The 22,651-nt window shown below is 29.3% G+C and carries 17 protein-coding genes; 8 read left to right on the top strand and 9 right to left on the bottom strand.

Annotated features, from left to right (window positions below; translation table 11 throughout):
* From ccoG to ACYPV9_RS13220, 7 genes are all read right to left on the bottom strand, one after another.
* Entirely contained in the window at window positions 1-1,422 is a 1,422-nt protein-coding gene (ccoG, locus tag ACYPV9_RS13250; RefSeq protein ID WP_459744460.1) for a cytochrome c oxidase accessory protein CcoG, read from the bottom strand.
* 37 nt (window positions 1,423-1,459) lie between these two features.
* The gene (locus tag ACYPV9_RS13245) at window positions 1,460-2,317 is read right to left on the bottom strand and encodes a cbb3-type cytochrome c oxidase N-terminal domain-containing protein (protein WP_459744457.1); all 858 of its coding nucleotides are present in this window, start codon (window positions 2,315-2,317) and stop codon (window positions 1,460-1,462) included.
* Between the two features lie 11 nt (window positions 2,318-2,328).
* Window positions 2,329-2,496: a cytochrome C oxidase subunit IV gene (locus ACYPV9_RS13240; RefSeq protein ID WP_077810079.1), complete on the bottom strand. Its 168-nt coding sequence runs from the start codon at window positions 2,494-2,496 to the stop codon at window positions 2,329-2,331.
* A gap of 5 nt (window positions 2,497-2,501) precedes the next feature.
* Window positions 2,502-4,697: a cytochrome-c oxidase, cbb3-type subunit I gene (gene ccoN / locus ACYPV9_RS13235; protein WP_459744456.1), complete on the bottom strand. Its 2,196-nt coding sequence runs from the start codon at window positions 4,695-4,697 to the stop codon at window positions 2,502-2,504.
* Between the two features lie 10 nt (window positions 4,698-4,707).
* Window positions 4,708-4,884, bottom strand: a complete 177-nt coding sequence (ccoS, locus tag ACYPV9_RS13230) for a cbb3-type cytochrome oxidase assembly protein CcoS (protein ID WP_299065553.1) — start codon at window positions 4,882-4,884, stop codon at window positions 4,708-4,710.
* A gap of 82 nt (window positions 4,885-4,966) precedes the next feature.
* Window positions 4,967-6,331, bottom strand: a complete 1,365-nt coding sequence (gene hemN, locus ACYPV9_RS13225; RefSeq protein WP_459744455.1) for an oxygen-independent coproporphyrinogen III oxidase — start codon at window positions 6,329-6,331, stop codon at window positions 4,967-4,969.
* A 1-nt stretch (window position 6,332) separates the two neighbouring features.
* The gene (locus tag ACYPV9_RS13220; protein ID WP_459744453.1) at window positions 6,333-8,717 is read right to left on the bottom strand and encodes a heavy metal translocating P-type ATPase; all 2,385 of its coding nucleotides are present in this window, start codon (window positions 8,715-8,717) and stop codon (window positions 6,333-6,335) included.
* 103 nt (window positions 8,718-8,820) lie between these two features.
* Between ACYPV9_RS13220 and ACYPV9_RS13215 the strand changes: the two genes are divergently transcribed.
* Window positions 8,821-9,507 (top strand): Crp/Fnr family transcriptional regulator, encoded by a 687-nt coding sequence (locus ACYPV9_RS13215; RefSeq protein ID WP_459744450.1) that lies wholly within the window; start codon window positions 8,821-8,823, stop codon window positions 9,505-9,507.
* A gap of 6 nt (window positions 9,508-9,513) precedes the next feature.
* On the opposite strand, the gene tamL is transcribed toward ACYPV9_RS13215, so the two are convergent.
* Window positions 9,514-11,811, bottom strand: a complete 2,298-nt coding sequence (gene tamL, locus ACYPV9_RS13210; protein WP_459744715.1) for a translocation and assembly module lipoprotein TamL — start codon at window positions 11,809-11,811, stop codon at window positions 9,514-9,516.
* A gap of 6 nt (window positions 11,812-11,817) precedes the next feature.
* Window positions 11,818-16,857 (bottom strand): translocation/assembly module TamB domain-containing protein, encoded by a 5,040-nt coding sequence (locus ACYPV9_RS13205; protein WP_459744448.1) that lies wholly within the window; start codon window positions 16,855-16,857, stop codon window positions 11,818-11,820.
* A gap of 220 nt (window positions 16,858-17,077) precedes the next feature.
* On the opposite strand from ACYPV9_RS13205, the gene ACYPV9_RS13200 reads away from it, so the two are divergent.
* The 7 genes from ACYPV9_RS13200 to ACYPV9_RS13170 all read left to right on the top strand — a co-directional run bounded on the left by ACYPV9_RS13200 (window position 17,078) and on the right by ACYPV9_RS13170 (window position 22,441).
* Window positions 17,078-18,235, top strand: a complete 1,158-nt coding sequence (locus ACYPV9_RS13200; protein WP_459744446.1) for a tyrosine-type recombinase/integrase — start codon at window positions 17,078-17,080, stop codon at window positions 18,233-18,235.
* Between the two features lie 75 nt (window positions 18,236-18,310).
* Window positions 18,311-19,207: a hypothetical protein gene (locus ACYPV9_RS13195; RefSeq protein ID WP_459744444.1), complete on the top strand. Its 897-nt coding sequence runs from the start codon at window positions 18,311-18,313 to the stop codon at window positions 19,205-19,207.
* A gap of 154 nt (window positions 19,208-19,361) precedes the next feature.
* A complete protein-coding gene (locus tag ACYPV9_RS13190; protein WP_459744441.1) occupies window positions 19,362-20,063 on the top strand; it encodes a hypothetical protein in 702 nt (233 codons plus the stop codon).
* Between the two features lie 137 nt (window positions 20,064-20,200).
* On the top strand, window positions 20,201-20,746 hold the full coding sequence (locus ACYPV9_RS13185; RefSeq protein ID WP_459744438.1) for a hypothetical protein: 546 nt from the start codon (window positions 20,201-20,203) through the stop codon (window positions 20,744-20,746).
* A 135-nt stretch (window positions 20,747-20,881) separates the two neighbouring features.
* Window positions 20,882-21,589: a hypothetical protein gene (locus ACYPV9_RS13180; protein ID WP_459744436.1), complete on the top strand. Its 708-nt coding sequence runs from the start codon at window positions 20,882-20,884 to the stop codon at window positions 21,587-21,589.
* Between the two features lie 118 nt (window positions 21,590-21,707).
* A complete protein-coding gene (locus tag ACYPV9_RS13175; RefSeq protein ID WP_459744434.1) occupies window positions 21,708-22,163 on the top strand; it encodes a DUF5063 domain-containing protein in 456 nt (151 codons plus the stop codon).
* A 2-nt stretch (window positions 22,164-22,165) separates the two neighbouring features.
* A complete protein-coding gene (locus ACYPV9_RS13170; protein ID WP_459744432.1) occupies window positions 22,166-22,441 on the top strand; it encodes a hypothetical protein in 276 nt (91 codons plus the stop codon).
* Window positions 22,442-22,651: the final 210 nt, after the last annotated feature.

Below are 22,651 nucleotides of genomic sequence, written 5' to 3'. Positions count from 1 at the left end.
TTATTTATAGCTTCTTGGTCCTAAAAAACTAGACTTAGCCGTTTCTATTAATTTTCCTTTTGTGTAAACTCCAATTTCTAACTTGTCTTTATCTCCTTTTAAAGCAGCCTGATTAATTTCGATAAATAAAGTACCTTCTGCCAGACCTTGCTTTGGCACCAAAAAGTTTTTATTTGAAACCAATTTAATTTCACCCTTATGAGATAATAATTTGTAGCTAACATCTGTAATATCTTCTGTTGTTTTATTTACTACTTTATATGTGTAAACATTGCTGATAATATTATTTTCTTTGTGCTGATACAATTGACCAGGCAACCTTAGAATTCTTGCTTCTACGTCGTTTCTTAGAAATAACATTCCTATTAAAATGCCTGTTAAAATTAATAGCACTGCAGAATAACCTTTCATTCTTGCCGTAAACTCAAAAGGTTTTTTCTTTGCTATATTATCTTCACTTGCATACCTTATTAATCCTTTAGGCAACCCAACATTTTCCATCATATGGTCGCATTCATCTATACAAGCTGTGCAATTAACACATTCTAGTTGCGTGCCATTTCTTATATCTATTCCTGTAGGACAAACAACTACACATTGTTTACAATCGATGCAATCTCCTTTTCCTACAGCGTTTCTGTCTTCATTTTTTCTGAATTTAGCACGTCCGTTCTCTCCTTCTCCTCGCTTATAATCATAAGCTACATTAATTGTTTTATTATCTAACAATACACCTTGTAATCTACCATAAGGGCAAGCAATTATGCAGACTTGTTCTCTAAACCAAGCAAACACAAAATAAAAAACACAAGTAAATATTATTAATGAAATTAATGTGCTAATATTATCAAACGGGTTACCTGTTATGTAATTTATAAGAGTATCTCCACTAATTAAATAAGCTAAAAAAACATTAGCAATTAAAAAAGAGATAACAAAAAACACAAACCATTTTAAAAGTCTTTTTCTAATTTTTTCTGCATTCCATGGTTGTTTATCTAAACGGATTTGTTTGCCTCGATCACCATCAATCCAATATTCTATTTTTCTAAAAACCATTTCGAGAAATATGGTTTGCGGACAAACCCATCCGCAGAAAATTCGACCAAAAACAACTGTAAAAAGAATTACAAAAACAACACCAACAATCATTGAAATTACTAATAAATGAAAGTCTTGTGGCCAAAAAGGAAATCCGAAAATATTGAATTTTCTTTCTAACACATTAAACAACAAAAATTGATTTCCTTTAATTTTTATAAAGGGTGCAGATAATAAAAAAAGTAATAAAAAATAACTAACGTATGTTCTGTATTTATAGAAAAATCCGCTTGGTTTTTTAGGAAATACCCAAGAACGCTTTCCCTCATTATTAACAGTTGCAATACTATCTCTAAAATACTCGTTCTTGGGCTTATCCATAAAAACTAACTATTAAATTACTTTTCCTTTTTCTATGTTATTCTTCTGTCCAGATTTCTCCTTGCGGAGCTTTAGCAACGGCAGGTGTTGTACCTTGAAGTGTTAAAACATAACTTGCTACTTTTGCAATGTCTGCCGTTTTTAATGTTTTATCCCAAGCAATCATACCTTTACCATCTCTACCTCCATTAGAAATAGTTGCAAAGACGTTTTTAATTCCGCCACCTAAAATCCAATATTCATCTGTTAAGTTTGGTCCAATAGAACCTCCTCCATCTTTTTGATGACAAGAAGCACAGTTTAAATTAAATACAGCTCTACCTCTACTTAAATCTTTCGCATCAGTTAAAAGTGTTACATTTTCTGCTGTAATTAAATCTTTAGCTGTGGCTTTATATTTGTTTAATGCTGCTTTTGCTTCTGCAACCGCTTTGTTATATTCTACAACCTGATTATCGCCATCTAAAACTTCGAACCTTACTAAATAAACAACTGCAAAAATTATCGTTGCATAAAACATATAAATCCACCATGGCGGTAGCGAATTATCTAATTCTCTAATTCCGTCGTAATCATGATCTAAAACTATTTCTTGCTCTTCTTCAATAGCTTTCGCTTTTGTCCAAGATTTTAATAATTTTTGAATCCAAGCGTTGCTTGGTTCTGGCACAATACCATCTTTTTCGTTTTGCAGTTCTGTAGCTCTTTTAATTGCCAATACATTAACAACTTCTTTTAAAACAACTACTAAAACAAAACCTATTAAGGCTAACCAAACCAGCGGATTCTCGTAAAAACTAAATGGGTTTTCGTACATCATAAACGATTTTGCAAGCGTTATAAACGTAACAATTACAAAAATTACATATACTGTAGATTGAAATGATTTTTTCATTTTTTTACTTTTTAGTTATCTAATGGTATACTACTTACTTTACTGATGTACTCTTTTTTGGCTGTAAAAACCCACCAAAATAAGGCAACAAAAAAAGTAAAAAATATAAGTAATGATATCATTGGGTAAATTTCTATACCGGTTATGCTCTCTAAATGTCCTTTTAAAAATTTAAACATGATTTCTATCTTTTAGTAGTTTTTTGTTCGTCTTTAACTTTTATATCTGTTCCTAAACGCTGTATGTATGCAATTACTGCTACAATTTCTCTGTTTTTCATTTCTATAAAAGCTTCACTGTTTTCTTCTGCATATTTTTTATCTGCTTCATAAGTTTTTGCAAAGTCTGGATCTGAATATAAATTTTCTTCAATTTGAGATCCTTGAGCTAACATATTTGTTTGAGCGTTTATAATTTCTTCTTCAGAATATGGCACGCCTAATGTTACCATGGCTCTCATTTTATTTTCTGTATTCGATTTATCTAGCTCATTTCTTACCAACCATTTGTAAGCAGGCATTATAGAACCTTCGGATGTACTTTGTGGATCGTACATATGATTAAGGTGCCAACTATCACTATACTTCTGCCCTATTCTATGTAAATCTGGTCCAGTACGTTTACTTCCCCATAAAAATGGATGATCATATACAAACTCACCTGCTTTAGAATACTCGCCATAACGTTCTACTTCACTTCTAAAAGGTCTTACCATTTGCGAGTGACAACCAACACAACCTTCTCTTATATAAATATCTCTACCTTCTAATTCTAAAGGTGTATAAGGTTTTACACTGCTTATTGTTGGTATATTCGATTTTACCAATAAAGTTGGTATAATTTGCACAATACCACCAATTAAAATAGCTACTGTAGCATATAATGTAAGTTTAATGGGTTTTCTCTCAATCCAAGTGTGCCAACCTTCTCCTTTTGTTCTGTATTTAGAAACTTTAGTTAAAGCTGGTGCTTCTGCCAATTCATCTGTAACACCAACACCTGCTTTTACAGTTCTAACAACGTTATACAACATTACAATTGCACCTACAATAAATAAAGACCCTCCAATTGCACGCATCCAATACATTGGTATAATTTCATTAACAGTTTCTAGGAAATTTCCGTAGGTTAATTTTCCGTCTGGATTAAATTGCTTCCACATTGAAGCTTGCACAAAACCTGCTACATACATTGGTAAAGTGTACATTATAATACCTAAAGTACCAATCCAGAAATGAAAGTTTGCCAAACCTTTAGAATATAGTTTTGTTTTAAACATTCTTGGTATTAACCAATACAACATCCCAAAAGTGAAGAATCCATTCCAAGCTAATGCACCAACATGCACGTGTGCAATAATCCAGTCTGAAAAATGTGCGATTGCATTAACATTTTTTAGAGAAAGCATCGGGCCTTCAAAAGTTGCCATACCGTAACCCGTAATTGCAACCACCATAAACTTTAAAACAGGATCTGTTCTTACTTTATCCCAAGCTCCTCTTAATGTTAGCAATCCGTTTATCATTCCTCCCCAAGAAGGTGCAATTAGCATTACAGAAAAAGCAACACCTAAGTTTTGAGCCCAATCTGGTAATGAAGTATATAATAAATGATGCGGTCCTGCCCATATATAAATAAATATTAAAGACCAAAAGTGAACAATAGATAATCTATAAGAATACACAGGTCTGTTTGCTGCCTTTGGAACAAAATAATACATCAATCCTAAAAACGGAGTTGTTAAAAAGAAAGCAACTGCATTGTGCCCGTACCACCATTGTACCAAAGCATCTTGCACTCCAGCATACACAGAATAAGACTTTAAGAAACCAACTGGTAATGCCAAACTATTAAAAATATGTAAAACAGCTACGGTAACAAAAGTTCCTAAATAAAACCAAATTGCAACGTATAAATGTCTTTGTCTTCTTTGAAGAATTGTCCAAATCATGTTTACACCAAAAGCAACCCATACTAAGGCAATTGCAATATCTATTGGCCACTCTAATTCTGCATATTCTTTAGACGAAGTATACCCAAGTGGTAAAGTAATTGCTGCTGCTACAATAATTGCTTGCCAACCCCAAAAGTTAAAATTGCTTAAAAAGTTACTTGCCATTCTTGCTTTTAACAAACGTTGCAAAGAATAATAAACGCCCGCAAAAATTGCATTACCAACAAAAGCAAAAATTACTGCATTTGTATGTAAAGGTCTTAAACGCCCAAAACTTAACCACGAAATTCCGTCTGTTACGTTTGGGAATAAAAACATAAACGCTAGCAATAAACCTACAGAGAACCCTACAATTCCCCAAAGTAATGTTGCGTAGATGAATTTTTTTACGATTTTATTATCGTAATAAAATTGTTGCATTTCCATAATTTAAAATTTAATCTAAAGTTGATTTTTCTTGTTTTTCTATAATTAGTTCATCATCAAAAAGCATGCGAACAGAAGGTGTATACGAATCATCGTATTGCCCTTTTTTAACTGAATAAATAAATGCTATAAAAAATATTAATGCCACTAAAATACTTAGTGTAAGTAGTAAATATATTACGCTCATATCTTGCCTGATAATTGATACAACAAAAATAATATTGATACATTTCTTAAAATATGACATTTGTCATGTTTAAAATTTAGCTTTAAATTGTCATAGAAAATAATTGTGTTTTGGGCTTCATTTTTAATAAATGCACATCAAAAGCCATACAAATATTTCTAACAAAAGGTCTTGCCGCTTCTGGTACAAAAAGTGAATTTTCTTTAATTACAACTAAACCATCATTCTCCATTTCTTTAAGTAAAATCAAATGGTTTTCTATATTTTTAATTTTCATGGCATCTTCTTGCCAAGAAGTAGTAAAATGACACATAATATTTAAAATATGTTTTCTTATAATTCTATCTTCTTCGGATAAAAGGTGTCCTCTAAAAATTGGAATTTCGCCAGAGTTTACTATTTGCTGATATTCTTTTACAGTTTTTACATTTTGTGCAAATGCATACCAAGAATCTGAAATTGCAGACATACCTAAACCAACCATTAATTGTGTTTTATTGGCGGTATACCCCATAAAATTTCTGTGCAATGTTTTATCTACTGATGCTTTGTATAAACTATCTGTTTTTAAAGCAAAATGATCCATACCAATTTCTACATAACCTAATGCAGCAAAAAGTTCTTTACCAATTTCATACAGTTCTCTTTTTTCTTCATTTGCTGGCAAATCGTTTTCATTAAAACCTCTTTGCCCTACTCCTTTTACCCAAGGCACATGTGCGTAGCTATAAAAAGAAATTCTATCGGGTTGTAATTCTTTGGTTTTATTAATGGTATCGATTACGTTCTCTTTGGTTTGAAAAGGCAACCCGAAAATTAAATCGTGACTTACAGATGTGTAACCTATTTCTCTTGACCAATTTGTTACCTTTTCTACCTCATCAAATGGCTGAATTCTATGAATTGCTTTCTGTACTTTTTCATTATAATCTTGCACACCAAAACTTACCCTTCTAAAACCACAATTATATAAAGTTTGTAGTTGCTCTTTTGAAGTATTACTTGGATGTCCTTCGAAACTAAATTCTGCATTTTGATGTTTTTTTGAAATTGAAAAAACACCATCCATTAAATATTCTAAATTTTCTTTTGAAAAAAAAGTTGGTGTTCCGCCACCTAAATGCAACTCTTTAATTATTGGCGTTTCATCAACTAAAGCCACATACAATTCCCACTCCTTAAGAACTGTTTTTATATACTCTTCTTCTACTTCATGACGTTTGGTAATGTGCTTATGACACGCACAAAAAGTGCATAAACTTTCACAAAATGGCAAATGAATGTAAATACTTATTCCTTCGGATGTGTTGCTTTCTTTAAATGAAGTTTTAAAAGAATTGATCCAAACATTTTTATCGATTCCGTCTTTGTTCCAAAAAGGCACAGTAGGATAACTTGTATATCTAGGACCCGGAATATTATATTTCTGAATTAAAGAATTTTGCATTTTATTTTATTTTTTTACCCAAAATATTGGTAGAAATTGTTGTAAAGATTACGATACTAATAGAACTTAAAGGCATTAAAATAGCTGCAACAACAGGCATCAAATTACCCGTAATTGCAAAACCTAAACCAATTAAATTGTAACATAAAGACAGTAAAAAGCTATACTTTATAATTTTGATAGCCTTTTTTGATGCGTTAATAAACGTTGCTATTTTAGAGAATTTTGATGCATCTAAAATTCCGTCGCAAGCAGGCGAAAAAACATTGATATTTTCTGACAATGCAATACCTACATCACTTTGTGCCAAAGCACCAGCATCATTTAAACCGTCGCCAATCATAGCCACTTTTTTATTTTCTTTTTGAAGCTGTGCTATAACATTTAATTTATCCTCTGGCTTTTGGTTGAATAGCAACTTTGTACCTTTTGGTAAGTTTTTTTGTAAATAGTTTTTTTCACCTTCATTATCACCAGAAACCACAGATAAATTAAACCTATTTTTTAAAGATTGAAACAACGCTTTTAAGCCTTTTCTATAAGAATTTTTAAAAGTAAATTTACCTTTATAAACACCATTAAAACTGATATAAATTGCCGTATCTAAATTAGAAGAATTAGAAGAATCACTAGAATTCAATACGAAATTAGAAGAACCCAATTTTAAAATTTCGTTATTATAAGTTGCTTTAATTCCTTTACCAACAACCTCTTCATATTTAGAAATTGGCACAAAATCTAACGTAGAAAATGTATTGTATAAAGTTCTACTTAATGGATGATTAGAGGCTCTTAAAGCACTTTTTAAAATTCTATTTTCAAGAATATTTAACTTAATACCATCATAAGAAATTGTATTTTCTTTGTGTGTTGTTAATGTACCTGTTTTATCAAAAATTATTGTGTCTATTTTTGCCAATTGCTCTATTACCGTAGCATTTTTTAAATAGAATTTTTGTTTGCCAAAAATGCGCAACATATTTCCTAAAGTAAATGGTGCCGCTAAAGCTATTGCACAAGGGCAAGCAATTATTAAAACTGCTGTAAAAACGTTTAATGCTTTGTTTACATCTATAAATAACCAAAATGATGTTGCTATAAAAGCAATTGCCAAAACTGCAATTGTAAAATTTTTACTAATGCTATCGGTTATTGTTTTAAAATGCGACTTGTGCTCTTTTTGAAAAACATCGTTACTCCATAATTGAGTTAAATAACTTTGCGAAACCGAAGCTAAAACCTCCATTTCTATACTTCCAGAAAGTTGTTTACCGCCTGCAAACAGTTTATCGCCAGATTTTTTTGAAACCGCATCTGCTTCTCCTGTAACAAAACTATAATCAATGTCTGCATTTCCGTTGATTAAAATTCCGTCAACAGGAATCAATTCTTCATTTCTAATTAATAATCGATCACCTTTTTCAACGTCGTAAATCTGTACAGTTTCTTCTTGATTATCCTTAGTTATTTTCGTGACTGCAATAGGAAAGTACGATTTATAATCACGTTCAAAAGACAAGAAATTGTAGGTTTTCTGCTGAAAAAATTTACCGAGTAATAGAAAGAAAACCAAACCGGTTAAACTATCAAAAAAACCCGTACCTAAATCGAAAATTATTTCTACAGAACTTCTAAGAAACAATACAGAAACCCCTAAAGCTATAGGCACATCAATATTTAATATTTTAGAACGTAAACCCTTATATGCCGAAATAAAATAATCATTTGCGGCATAAAAAACTACAGGTAACGAGAAGAAAAACATTAACCATCTAAAGATATTTTTATACTTTTCTATCCAAAAACCATTCACTTCAAAATACTCCGGAAAAGATAAAAACATTACGTTTCCAAATGCAAAACCTGCTATACCAAGTTTGTAAATTAGACTTCTATCTACTGCTTTTTTTCCGCTTTCATAATCTTCTAAACTAATGTAAGGCTCGTAACCAATTGCACTTAATAATAGCACAATTTCTTTAATTGTTGTTTTAGCAGAATTGTATGTAACTCTAACTTTTTTCTTCGGAAAATCTACTTGAGATGCACTAACGTATTCATTTAATTTATGTAGATTTTCTAGAACCCAAATACAAGAACTACAATGAATATGTGGTATGTAAAGTGTTACTATTTCGATATTTCCATCAGAAAAATCTAATAATTTTGTTGCAATTTCTTTAGAATCTAAGAAATCGTATTTGCCTTTAATTTCCGAGGGAATTGCCCCAGGATTGTCTTGAAAATTATAATAACACGTTAAATCGTTTTCAGAAAAAATCTCATAAACAGTTTTACAACCGTTACAACAGAAACTTTTTTCATCAAACGTAATTAAACCATCATTACAAGAATCGCCACAGTGATAACATTGTGTAGAATTCATATTTACTCTTTTGCCTACTGCAAATTTCTAATAAGAGTGTCTTTTAAAATATGATATTTATCAGGTTTTTACTACTTTTGATTTTACCTAAAACATTCTTAACATGAGTAAATGTGAACAATGTATTGTTCGTCAGTTTAATTCTTTAAAACATCTTTCTAAAGAAGAATTGTTAAGAATGTCTAATTGTAAAACTTCTAAAATTATAAAAAAAGGCGAAATTCTTTTTGATGAAGGCGAACATATTAATGGAGTTTTTTGTATTAAAGATGGAGTTTGTAAGGTTTCTAAGATGAGTGATAACGGTAGAAATCAAATTGTAAGCTTAATACAAAAAGGTGATTTATTAGGTGAGCGAAGTTTAATTTCTGATGAAGTTTCGAATTTAAAAGCTGTGGCTTTAAATGACATGGAAATTTGTTTTATACCTAAAGATGAAATTATTAGAGATTTACAGAAAAACAATAATTTTACAATGAGTGTGTTAAAAGACATGGCCAGTTCTTTAAAAACAGCAGACAATTTAATTGTTGATATGGCTCAAAAAACGGTAAAACAACGTTTGGCAGAAACACTTTTACATTTAGAAACTAAATTTAGTACAAACACAGACGGTAATATTAACATACAGCTTTCTAGAGAAGACATTGCTAATGTTATTGGTACTGCAACAGAATCTGCCATAAGATTACTTTCTGATCTTAAGAAGAAAAAAGTTATCGAATTTAAAGGCAAAGACATTAAAATTTTAGACAAAATTGCCTTAGAAAAAATGGCTACTGGCTTTTAATACTTTTTAAAAAGAATAACCAATTGCAAAATTAAAAACAGGTTCATCTACTCTAAAATCCCAACGTTTACCTTCTTGTAATGCCGGATCATGAAAAGGCGCTGCCAAATCAAAACGAATTACAAAACCTTGTACATCTACACGAACACCAAAACCAGCACCCATACCTAATTCATTAATAAAGTTTGATGTAAACTTATCTTTACCTGAAGTACCAAAATCTGGATTTGCTTTAGAATTCCAAACATTTCCTGCATCAGCAAATACTGCTCCTTTAAAAAACGAAAAGATTGGAAAACGATATTCTAGATTTGCTTCTAAACGAATATTACCTGTTTTATCGAAAAAATTACTTGTAGTATCTGTGTTATCTGCAACATCATTTTCATTGTAAGTTCCTGGTCCTAAAGATCTAATATTAAATGCTCTAACACTATACGGCCCACCAGCATAATATTGTTTAACAAACGGTACAACATCAGAATTACCGTATGCGTAACCATAACCAGCAAACAATCTAGCTGCAATGGTTTGGTTTTTATTTGTACCAAAGTTGTAATGATATCTTGCATCAAAATCTGCTTTTGCATATTGTGCATACTGCAAACCTAAAAACTCTTTTGCGTCATTTGTTTCGCTTTCTTTTGCCAATAAACTTATAGAATTACCTGCAACATCTAATGTAGAGTTTAAGTAAAATTGATGTGTTTTAGCATTGTTTAGCATTTCATTATAAGTAAACGAAAATGTTAATCCGCTAATAAATTGTTGCTCAAAACTTTGTTCTAGAAAAGAGTTATCGTTTAAAATCTGCTGAAACTCATCCGTAGTATTTGACAGTCTTGTATAATTTACAGAAATAGGGTTTAACTCGTAAGTAATGTATTTATTTGCGTTCCAAACATAACCAAAAAGTGCACTACCAGATAAAAGAGTATATAATTTACTTCTATTTAAATACGTAACTCCTAGACTTGTTTTTGTTTTAGGTACAGAATATTCAAAAAAATCTTCGTTTATAGAAAAAGGGGCAATAACTCTCGGAAAAATTAATTCGGTTTTTAAACCTAATTCTAAACTACTTAGCCCAGAATTTTCTCCACTAGAAACTTGCGTTTCATAACCAAAGTTTGTGCTTATGTTTAAAGTTTCTCCACCTTTAAAAAGATTTCTATTACTGTATGTTAAAGAAAGCTCTGGACCTGCAAAATTATTAGATTTTGTAACCGCTTGCAATTCTGCTCTTATAGCTCTTTTTGTTAACGGAGATAAAAATATATTAGCTTCTAAAACACCTAAACTATCTGTTTCTAAACTTTCTAATTCTTTATACTGAATGTTTACATACTTGTAAGCACCTATAGAAGATAAACGTCTTGCTGTATTTTTAGAGTTTAACGGATTGTATTTTTCTCCTTCTTTTATTGTAATAAAATCATCTAAATACTTTGGTTTAAAAAACACAGAATCTTGATAATAACTTTTATTATCAAACCTTGTTTCTTTAACATTTGTAGAATCTTTTAAATTAAAATTAGGGTAAATATTTATCTTTTTAACTTGATACGGAATTGTAGCTTTTTCTGGTACTTTAGCTTTCAATTTTAAAAACAAATCGAATCTTTTATTTTTATATTGATTTGTATCTGCTTCAAAAATTAAAAAACTCGGATTAAAATTATAATAACCTCTTTGTTTTAATTCGGTATCTAAACGTTGTCTTTCTAACTTTAAATTTGCCAAATCGAAACGCATATTTTCTGGAAATGGAGATGCTTTTGTTAAATCTTTTATCTCTTGATAAATAGGACTTTCTATACTGTCTATTTGATAACTCGCCATTTTATATGGCGCAGGTACTTTTAACTTATAAACTACACTCGCTTTTTTATCTTTTTCATTAAAAAAAGAACTTGCTCTGCTGTAGAAAAAACCATGATTTTCTAATCTGTTTTTTAAAATTTCTTCAACTTCCAGTTCGTCTACATCACTTTGATAAGTTGGTTCTTCTCCAAATCTTTTAAACAACCATTTATTTATAAAATTAGGATGCTCTTTCTGATTTTTATAATAGTAGTACAAACCTAAATAAGCGCCCAAAAACTTAGAATTTGGTTCTGGTCTTAACACTGTATTTAAATCTTCTTTTAAATTGGTAGCATTTTCTACGGCAGAATCTACTTCCATTTCAATTTTTGCACCAGTGTATAAACGCTCGTCTTCTGGTATGTATTTTTGAATACTACAAGAATATAGAATTGTACCAAAAAGTATTGCAATTAATAAGTATTTTACAATTTTAATCAAAATTTAATTCTTTTTATTAACAGGTTCTTTAGCTGATTTTGGTTGATTTTCCTCTTCTTTTGTTTTTTCACTTTTTGATGAATTTTTATCTGAATTTGATCCTAAAAGTGCTTTCCATAGCTCTTGAAACTCATTGAATTCTTGCGTAAAAATCAACCCGATTCCGCTAACAATAGTTTGACCATCAATTACATTTTCGAATTCACTTTTTCTGAAACCTTTTAAACGATATCTGCCATCTTCTGTTATTTTATATTCTAAACTAACATTACCAATTAACGGAGTTTGCTCGCCAGTTGTGCTACTTCCTTGTATATCAATTTCACTACCAACTCTAACCGTTAACCTTTCGTTAAACAACTGTTTTTGTGCAGCAACATCCAATTGAGTTCGGTCTGTTGGTGCATCACCTTGATAATCTGTAAAACTATTTAAACCAAAGTCTAATTCTATACCCGATTTACCCAAAAGTTTATCAGAAAAAGTATTTAATTGTTCTGAAACCGCATCATTTAAGTTGTTTCTTGCTATAGATGCAAAACCACCAAAACTACCATCGCTACCAGCATCTGGATAAAATCTATTTAGAACTAATAACGAAAAAACCTGTTTGTTCAATTCTTCTTCTTGTTGCTTAATTTGTTGAACTCTACCATAAACTTGTCCGCCAATAGCGCCTTGTTCTTCTTCTGGCATACTCAAATCAAAAGATATTTTTGGTTGTAACAATTCGCCATCTATATTTAGATACACCTGAAAAGGCAACACTTGTTTATACTTATTTTTTACTGAAGCATCTTCATTTGAAATCTGTGCCGCCATTAAAGAAGATGCAGACGTTTCTAATTTATAAATTGCACTTACATCTAATTTCGCATCAAAAGGATCGCCAGACCAAGTAACTCTTCCGCCAGGAGCAAGTAAGAATTTTCTATTGACTAAATTGTATAATGTAAGTTCGTAATGCCCGCTTGCTACTTGATATGCGCCCGTAAATGAAATTCTGCCATTTGGCACCATTGTAAAAAGGAAATCTCCTTCTCCAGAAACTTTAAAATTATCGCCAGTATCTTCATTTATAATAATAGTAACTATGGCTTCTCTGTTAATTTTTAATCGAGAAGAAATATCAAATCCGCTAATTATTGCAGATTGTTCTTCGGTTTGGGTTAGAATAGCATCCGGATTTTTTCGATTTACAAAAGCCACAACACCATCTCTTTCTTCTACGTTTGCATACGTAGAAGGCATAACATAAGTTACATCTGTATCTTTACCTAGTGTAAAGTTGGCGTTTACTTTGGGTATTTGTAAGTCGCCAGTTAATGTTGCATTGGTATTAAAAGTTACTTTACCGTACAAATCTGGATTGTCTTTTTGACTAGCGTTTAAAACCCTAAAATTTTCTGCTTTTAATTTTAAATCGAATCTAGGATTTATAAAACTTTCTGTTTTAATATCCCCAGAAAGGGTTAACGCATTATTTTTAGCATCTAAAACTGTAAAATTAGTCATAGAAATACCAGAATTATCTATAGTTAATTGCTCTTCTTTTAAGGTAAATTTTGTATTTAACTTGGTAATATTAAAAACAGCATTATTAAACGTTAAACTACCATTATATTTAGGTTTATTGGTTGTGCCAGCAACTTTAAACTTGCCAGTAAAACTTCCGCTTGTTTCTTTTATTTCACCTAAAGAAAGTGTTTTAAGAGCATTCATTTTAAACTGATTTATATCTAAATCTAAGTTTAAATTGGCAATATTATTATTTACAAAGTAATCTCCTTTTAAATCTAAATCTACATCACCTTCTTTTAAATAAGTATTAAAATTATACTTGTTATTTCCTAGAGATTTTGCATCCATAGATAATTTACCTAAATTGGTATTTAAAACTTTAAAATTAGAAACCGATACATCTGCAATAATACCTGTATTTGTAAAAGGTTCTACAAGTACAAAATCTCCGTTTAAAACACCGTTTGCAATTTCATCTTCTGGATTTAAATAATTAAAAACTTCGTTTATATTAAAGTTATTGTAAACCAACGCAATGTGGTTTTTCTGAACATCTTTTAAATTGTTTGTTATTTCTATAGATTGGTTTTCTTTATTTATTTTAAAATTAGAAAAGGTTAAGTTATTATTTTCGAGAACAATCTCATTTTCTTTTGGTATAGACCATTTACTTTTATTTAAAATTAAACTGTCTTTGTTTACCGAAAACTTAAGGCGGTCACGATTTCCTGTAATTTTAGTGTTTACATTCATCAATTTTTCACCTTTGTGAAATCCTAAGAAATTAAGCGCTAATTCATTATTAGTTTGATTACCGGTAATTACTGTTTTAGGAACATCTACAGGACCAGCTTTAATGTTTTTAAAACCCAAATTAAAGTTGAAATTTTCTTTGTCTGTATTCATAGAAAAAGACAAACTATCTAATTTATTATCACTATAATTAATAAATGGCGCAGTAACATTTGCTTTTAATTGTCTTTCTTGTTCTTTAAAATCTAATGCAATATCAATTGTATCTATATCTTTTAGATTCACTAAAAAAACATCTTTAATTAATGAAGTTTGCGAAATTTTTGCCTCTAATTTTAAATTTATAGGATTTTTAATGGTATCAGAAACTTTATCATCTCTATAAAAATAACTTAAAACATGGCGTTGTATACCTCTACTAAATGTTAATGGATCTGTATTAGACTGCAGGTTAAGATCTAACATTTTGTTATTTATTTTAACAGCTGTAGTGTCTTTATTAATAAAGGCTTCTGCATTTACGGCTCCTAATAAATATGTATTATTGTCATAAACTACTACACCGTTTTTAATATTAGACTTTACGTTATAACTCTCTAAATTCCCTTTAAAATCAACAGATACATTCATACCCGTTTTAACATTTCTGTTTAATAAACCTAAAGCCAGTAAATTTGCACCAATTATATTTAAATCTATATCTGCTTGCGTTGCTACCGAATCTAAAATTACAGATCCGTTAAGTTTTAGGTTTAAATTATCATCTTTATAAGTAGAAGTAACAGCACCTACTCCATCTTTAAAATTACCTTTTACATTTAAATCTTTAATGGCATATTCTTTTAATTGAAGTTTTGTAATGTTAGTTTCTAACGTCGCATCTAAATTATTTAGATTTTTACCCGCTCCGTTAGATTGTAATGAAAGCGTTAAGGCTCCTAAATTTTCATTTTGCATCAAATTACCTAAATCGTAATCTGTTATAGCAGCTTTAACATTGTAACTAAGATTTTTACCATTAGTTAAGTTTCCTTCTATAAAAGCATTACCCTGACTTGTATTAATAGTAGCATCGATTTTACTTTTCTTTAAACTACCATTTACATTACCTGTTATTAAAATGTCTTCTGGCAATTTTATATTTAGTTGTTTTTCATCTACAATTTGTAAAAGATCTGCTCTTTTAGTTTCTGCTCTAAATTTTGGCAAATTCAATTGTACTTCATCCGGATTTGTAGCATTCTTAATACTTCCGTTTAAGGATATATTTGTAGCATTACCCCAATTAACACTCGTATTTTCAATTTTTAAATTATCTAAATTTCCGTTTACAAACAGTTTTCCTTTAAATGCTTTTGCACTTAACTTAGATAAGTATTCGTTTTCTTTTAATTTCGGCTGAAATCTAAATGCATCTTTTAACCATATATGAAAAGAAGGTAAGTTTAACTCTAAATTTGTAGTTTCGGGTGAAGAAATTAGTTTGGATAATGATGCGTAACTAGCTTGTAAATTACCCGATATATTATTTTGATTGATAGCGATTTTTACATCTGAAATACTAGTTTTTGTATCTGTTGCATTTATTGCTAATTGCATTTTAGAAACGTTAAAACCAGACTTTTCTTTAAAATTGAAACACTCGATTTCTAATTTTGCTTGCTTGTCTTTTAATTGTATATCTGTTGCTTTTAAATTTAGATTATCAATAGATATAACATCAGGATTAAACACATTTGCAATAGCTTTTTGATTATTTACCGAGTATTCTATTTGGTTTTCTAAAAACTCAACATCATCAATATTTAAAGTAATTGCTGGCCAACTAAAAGCTACTTGTGTATTATTTTTAGCTATTTGATTCTCTTTAGAATTTAAGGCAATTCGAATTTTAGACTTTGCTAACTGAATTGTATTTAAATCAAAACTATTGTTTTTTAAATCTGCACTAGGTATTTCTGTATAAAAATCTGTGATAGCTACATTTGCAGCCAAATTATCAATTTTAGATTGATAAAAAGCTTTTGTGTTATTAATCGAGATTTTATCCGCAGTAATTGTTGGCAAAATTACTTCTGCAGCCGGTAAAACTATAGATGGAGAATTTTGAACAAAAGAGATTTCTGAATTTTTAAGATCAGCTTTATTTACATCAAAATGCATTGTATTTACATCAACATCATCAATATCTGCAGATAAACTACCAATCTTAAACTTACTGTCTATACCTAAAACATCATCTCTAAAAATTACATTTATGTCCTTAAAATTTAAGGTTCCTAGAACAATATCTATAGAATTCGTTGCTGTTGTATCTTTTACTGTTTCAGTATTATTTTCTGATGCAAAAGCATCAATTAAGAATTGAAAATTATAACTATTAATAGTATCTTTTCTTACAATATTGGCTCTTAAACCATTCAATTCTAAATTTTCTACACCGATAGCGTTACCAGAAATCATTGCAAAAAGCGGCACATTTGCTTCTAGAGATTTCGAATAAATTAAAGTATCTCGTTTTTTATCTTCTAAAAATAATCCGTCTAATTGCAGGCCTCCATCAAACGTAAGAAACAACTTGTCTATTGCTACTTTTGTGTTGGTTTTATTAGAAACGTAATTAACAGCTTTTTGTACAATTAAATTTTGCCCCCAAGAACTTCGTATAAATAAAATTAATAAAACGAAAAATAACAAAATAGCGAAAAAAACCCTTAAAGTTCTTCTTACAAAACGATATTTCTTTTTAGTTTTCTTGCTTTTCGACATAAAGGTTTAAATAATTATGTAAAAATACATTAGTATTTATTAATTCTTAAGTTTTACAGCTATTTATTATGTGAATGATTTATTAAAGTTTCGATTAAAATTTACAACTGTATTTTCTTATAATTACAACGTGTTTCTAACAAAATTATTAAAAAAGCTCTTTAAAAAGCACTTATAATCGACTAATATTTAGTATATTTATGTGCTATAAATAAGAAAATTGAAAAAGTATCCAACCATATTTATTGAACGAGGAATACATCGTAATAAGCAACAACTTTTAATTAAGTTTGATTATAATATTGATTTATTAAATATTATAAGAACAATTGATGGTGCACTATGGAGTAAAACTCTAAAATGTTGGCATATGCCCGATACTGATTTGAATTTAGAAGTTTTAAGGCGAAATTTTGATAAAATTACAAAACTCTCAATTCAAAATTCACCAAAGAAAACACCGTTTAAAAGAAATTTATCTGCAGAAGAAAAAGTACTTTTAAATAATTTTTATCTTTATTTAAAAGGGAAAAGATATAGTAAAAGCACTATTCAGACATATACTTTTTTTGTTGCCGATTTTATAAATTTTCACACTAAAACTGCGTTAAACGAACTAACTAATAAATCTGTAGAACTTTTTATTGAAAGTGTATTTATAGAGAGAAATTACTCTATTAGTTCGCAAAGACAATTTATAAGTGCTTTAAAATTATTTATAGTTTTTTATCCGGAAACTCTGATAAATAATTTAGAATTAGTTAGACCTAAGAAATCTAAAAAATTACCTAATATTTTATCTCAAGAAGAAGTTTTAAAAGTTATTGGCGTTACCCAGAACTTAAAACATAGGGCCATATTGGCTTTAATTTATTCTTGCGGATTAAGAATTAGTGAGTTAATTAATTTAAAACTAGAGAATTTTAATATTGACAGAAAACAATTAGTTGTTAAAAATAGTAAAGGTAGAAAAGATAGATATGTTAGTTTAGCCGACAGTTTTATTCCGTTATTATCAAATTATTATTACTCTTACAACCCCGAAATTTATTTTGTTGAGGGACAAAATAAGGGGAAATATAGTGCAGAAAGTGTACGTCAGTTTTTAAAGAAAAGTTGTTTAAAAGCAGGCATTAGAAGAACGGTAACACCACACACATTAAGACACAGTTACGCAACGCATTTATTAGAAAACGGAGTCGATATAAGATACATTCAGTCATTATTAGGTCATTCTAGACCAGAAACGACAATGATTTACACACATGTAAAAAGAAAAGATTTAATGGAGATTCAGAATCCATTAGATCGAGCATTACAAAATTTTAACAGAACCGATAATGATCATAAAAAAGTTTTATTATCCGGTAAATTATAATGAAAATGCAATATATTTGATTGCATATAACTAGTTGGGCTTCATACCTGAAAAAACCGAAATTAATTGAAAATAATGCTATTAGAAAAAGAAATTAAAGAACGAATTAGTTATTTTTTCAAATTGATAAATAATCCACAAATTCAAGGTTATTATATAAAAAATCTTGAAAACTGGGATGCTCTTTGTGCATCACTTCATATAATTAGAGACCTTCAAAGACCAAAAGATGAATATCAATCTTTGTCCTCAATTAATTACTTAGAATCTATTGGTATAATTCAAACAATTTATATTGAACAAGATTCTATTGAAACTTTAAAATTCGCATTAACTGAACAGAAAAAAAATAGATATTTCACTTTGTCTGAATACAAAGAAATAAGAAATTTAAGAAACCAAGTTTTTGGACATCCTTCTGAAAAAAGTGCTGGAAAACATAAAACTCGTCATTTTTTTGATATAGAAAATAATCAAAGTCAGTTAATTAAACATCTTTTTTGGGGAACAGAAAATGAAATAGAATCTGAAAACTTTACAATTAGTAATATTATTGAGGAAAATTCAAAAATAACAATTGGTTATCTGAAAGAATTTGAGAAAGAAATAAAACTGAAATTTGAAAAAATTATGGATAATTATAAAATAAAGTTTGACTCACTTTTTAAAAGTGTTTCATATACATTTGAAAAACTTCTAACAAAGGAAAATGACAGACTAGTTATTGATACTTATTACTCAATTGATGAAGATATTGAGAAAGTAAAACAAGGATTAAAAGAAAGGAATATTTTAGAAGATTATGAGCAAAAAGTTAGAGTTTTAGAATTTTTAAGTAAAAAATTGAAAACTCTTTTTGGTAATCAAACTCATAAAAATATTGAGTTTTATACTTATGCATCAACACTTAGAGATAATATTAAAGAACTCGAAAGAGAATTAAAAGAAGTGGATAATATATTTAAAGAATAAAGTACGAAAGCCCAACACCGTGTAAAAAAAATTGCTTAATTTTAGCTTAACCAAAGTTAGTTGCATTTTTGTAAACTCCTATTTTCCTGCGGAAAATAGCCGTTCACTTTAAACGCAACTTTCCTTAACACAACAACGTTAGCTGTAATTACCAATGAAATTTGAAGAAAAAATTGCAAAAGAATATTTCGAATTTAAAGGATATGATAAAGTTAAGTTTGAACCTATTGGAAATACTCCACCGGATTTTCTAATTAATGATTCAATCGCTGTAGAGGTGCGAAGATTGAATAAATTTCATTCAGGGAAACCACTTGAAAAAATTGAATATAATGTAATTCCGAAAATCGAAAAATTTATAAAATTATTTGAATTAAATGAGAATTTTGAGAATACAACGATTGTTTCAATTTATTACTCTAGACCAATAAAGTTTAATGAGTATCTAAAACGAGAAATTGCTAAAGTACTTGAGAGTTATTCAAAAAATAAGAGATTGAAAAAAGAGTATGAAATATCTGACAATTTGAATTTAGGGTTCTTCGAACATAATGAAAAATGGGAATCTCAATTTGAAGTTGGAGGAATTGTAGATTTAAACAGAGGAGGCTTTGTGGTTAAGGATATTTGTGATAGCTTAAAAATTATAATTCATGAAAAAGAAAGAAAAGTAGAAAAATTTAAAAACTTATATGAAAATTGGTGGTTAGTTTTAATTGATTTTATTGGATATGGAATCCACTCAACTGAAATTGAGAAAATTAAAAATGAGATTAACGAAAATAATTCTTTCAAAAAGATAATTTTAATTTCACCAACTGATTCAAAGAATGGAAAAGAAATTAACTACAGCTAACACCGTATAAAAAAAATTGCTAAATTAGTGTTTAATCAAAGACAGTTGCATTTTTGCCAACTTCTGAATTTCCTTCGGAAATTCCTCGCTGACAAAATCGCAACTTTTCTTATACAACAACGTTAGCAAACATTAAAATGGAATACAGAAACATAATATACTATGTCATATACTTTCCTTCTATAATTTTCCTTGCTGGATTCCCTTTCTATTTAGGAATTGGGAAATCAAATATTGGAATTATTTTTTATGTAATATATGTACTAGTTTTGACATATATATTGAGTATTATTCAAAAAAAATATTGGCTATGGTTATTAAAAAAAAGAAGGAATAAAATGGTTGAATTATTGTTAAAAAAATATAACAATGCTAAATTGCTTGAGGACAATCTGCACCTGAATTTAAAAATATTAAATGAAAATATATTACTAAAATTTGACTTTTCGAATTATCCTCCTCATCGATTTTCAACACCAAAAAACAGGCTGAAAGTTTATTTAGAAAAATCAGAGTATAGTGAGAATGACACAAAACTTAAAACTATCAGTATTAATAATCAAGATTGGCTTTATGAGAATAAAACGTTAAAATACTTTTTTATAAATCGTTCAATTGAAAATTTAGTGAAAAATTCTGAAAAAGAAATAAGAAAATTAATTGAAAAAAGTAGATTAACATAAAAAACGTTTGCTAACACCGTGTAAAGAAAATTGCTTGTTTTAGCTTACTTGCGAAAATCCTCTCGGATTTTCTTGGTTTGTGTTTTATTTACTAACTTTAGTGCTTAAACCCACAACTTTTCCTACACAAACACGTTGCCATTAATTAAAAAAACGAATAGATTGTTTAGGAAAAAAAATACAATATCCCAATACACTTCTGTAAATAACAGAATTTCAGATAAAACAAATAGAATTATATCAAAAGATATTGAAAAAATAAAATTATCTGAATATTCACATCTTTTGAGAGAAAGTATAGCTATTCAATTCTGTTTAAATATAATAATTGAGAGAATTAATACCTTAAAAATAGACTTTGAATTTATTTTCAACAATAACGAATCTGAAGACCAAAGAGAAATTTTGAGAGAGCTTGTTTTGGTCGATTTTTATTATTGGGAAAATAACCCAAAAGCTTATAAGAAGCTGAAGAATATTATATCTGAAAATATATCAGCATTAAAATTACCTAATTGCATAACTGAAAGATTCCTGAATTACAAATTGAGCGGATTGGTATGGAATGAGGAATCTATAAATAAATTTAATTCATATATGAATGACACACGAATGGGAGTTTGGTGTGCTTATAATATGGTTATTTCCTTGAAAAGAGCAATACTAAATGAAACTTACATAAATTTTGAACTAAATGGAAAAGTTGAAACAATCAAAACGCTGAAAGATTTTGAAAAGAATATATTAAAAAGTATAGAAATAAATAATGAATTAAAAATGTTGCTTGAAAAGGAAAAAACTAATGGCAACACCGTGTATAAAAAATTGCTTAATTTTAGCTAACTAAAAGTTTGTTGCATTTTTATAAACTTTGATTTTCCTGCGGAAAATCTGCCGTTCATAAAAACGCAACTTTCCATAACACAAACACGTTGTAACACATTTAACCCAACCATCAAAATTGAGTGAATTAAGAAAACTAATAGACCAAATCACAGAATTCGGAGTCAATCCAAAAGTAGAAATGACCGACAAAACTGATGTCTTAAAAAATCTATTAGTTGGAATCTACTCTGAATTCCTAAAAGTGGAATTTGAATTTGACGAAACGGATTATGAAGAAGAACCTGATTTTGATTACAACGAAATAAAAGAAAATGTAAAATCCAATTTTCCAGATTTTGGTTGGTATAGTATGGTTTTGGACTTGAATAAAATGCAACCGAATGTGGAAATCGGAATTGGTGACGCATTGGACGATTTGACTGACATTATTAAAGACCTATTGGTTGTGAAATGGAAAATGGATAATACAAGCGAAATGGATGCACTTTGGGAGTTTGAGTTTTCTATGAGAACACATTCAGAACAGCACCTTATTGACCTTGTAAAATTTATTAAAGAAAAAGAATCTTAAAAATGAAGACAAGAATTAGCTTGTATATGCAAGAATTTGATGAAAGTTGGCCTGGTCAATCTGGAACAAAAACAAGAATTGCGTATTTAACCAATAAATACATTTATGCTCTGAACCAATTAGATTTAGATGCCGAAGTAACAATTACGTTTTCATCTGAAGATGGTAGTAAAGCGACAGAAGAAGAAATGGATTTTGTTGTTCAAGCGAAAAATAAGGAAGAAGAGGATAAAATTTGGGACACTATCATCCGAACAAAAAATAATATAACTGATTAAAAAACGTGTTACAACAATGTATAACCGCAATTACGGCGGATTCGACTACGTCCGAATCCACTCGGAATTGCTAACGTCAGTTCCAAACCGAAAATTAACGCATATTAACCCGTAACTGACGGTTATACTAGACCGTTGGGTAACATATGAAAGGAAATTTATGAAAAAATTGCTAGCTATATTATTTTTAATTTATTCTTCAGGAATTCT

The organism is Polaribacter sp. OB-PA-B3 (genome assembly GCF_054589375.1).
The sequence above is the reverse complement of the archived record's forward strand: the minus strand, read 5'-3'. Positions and strand labels throughout refer to the sequence as shown.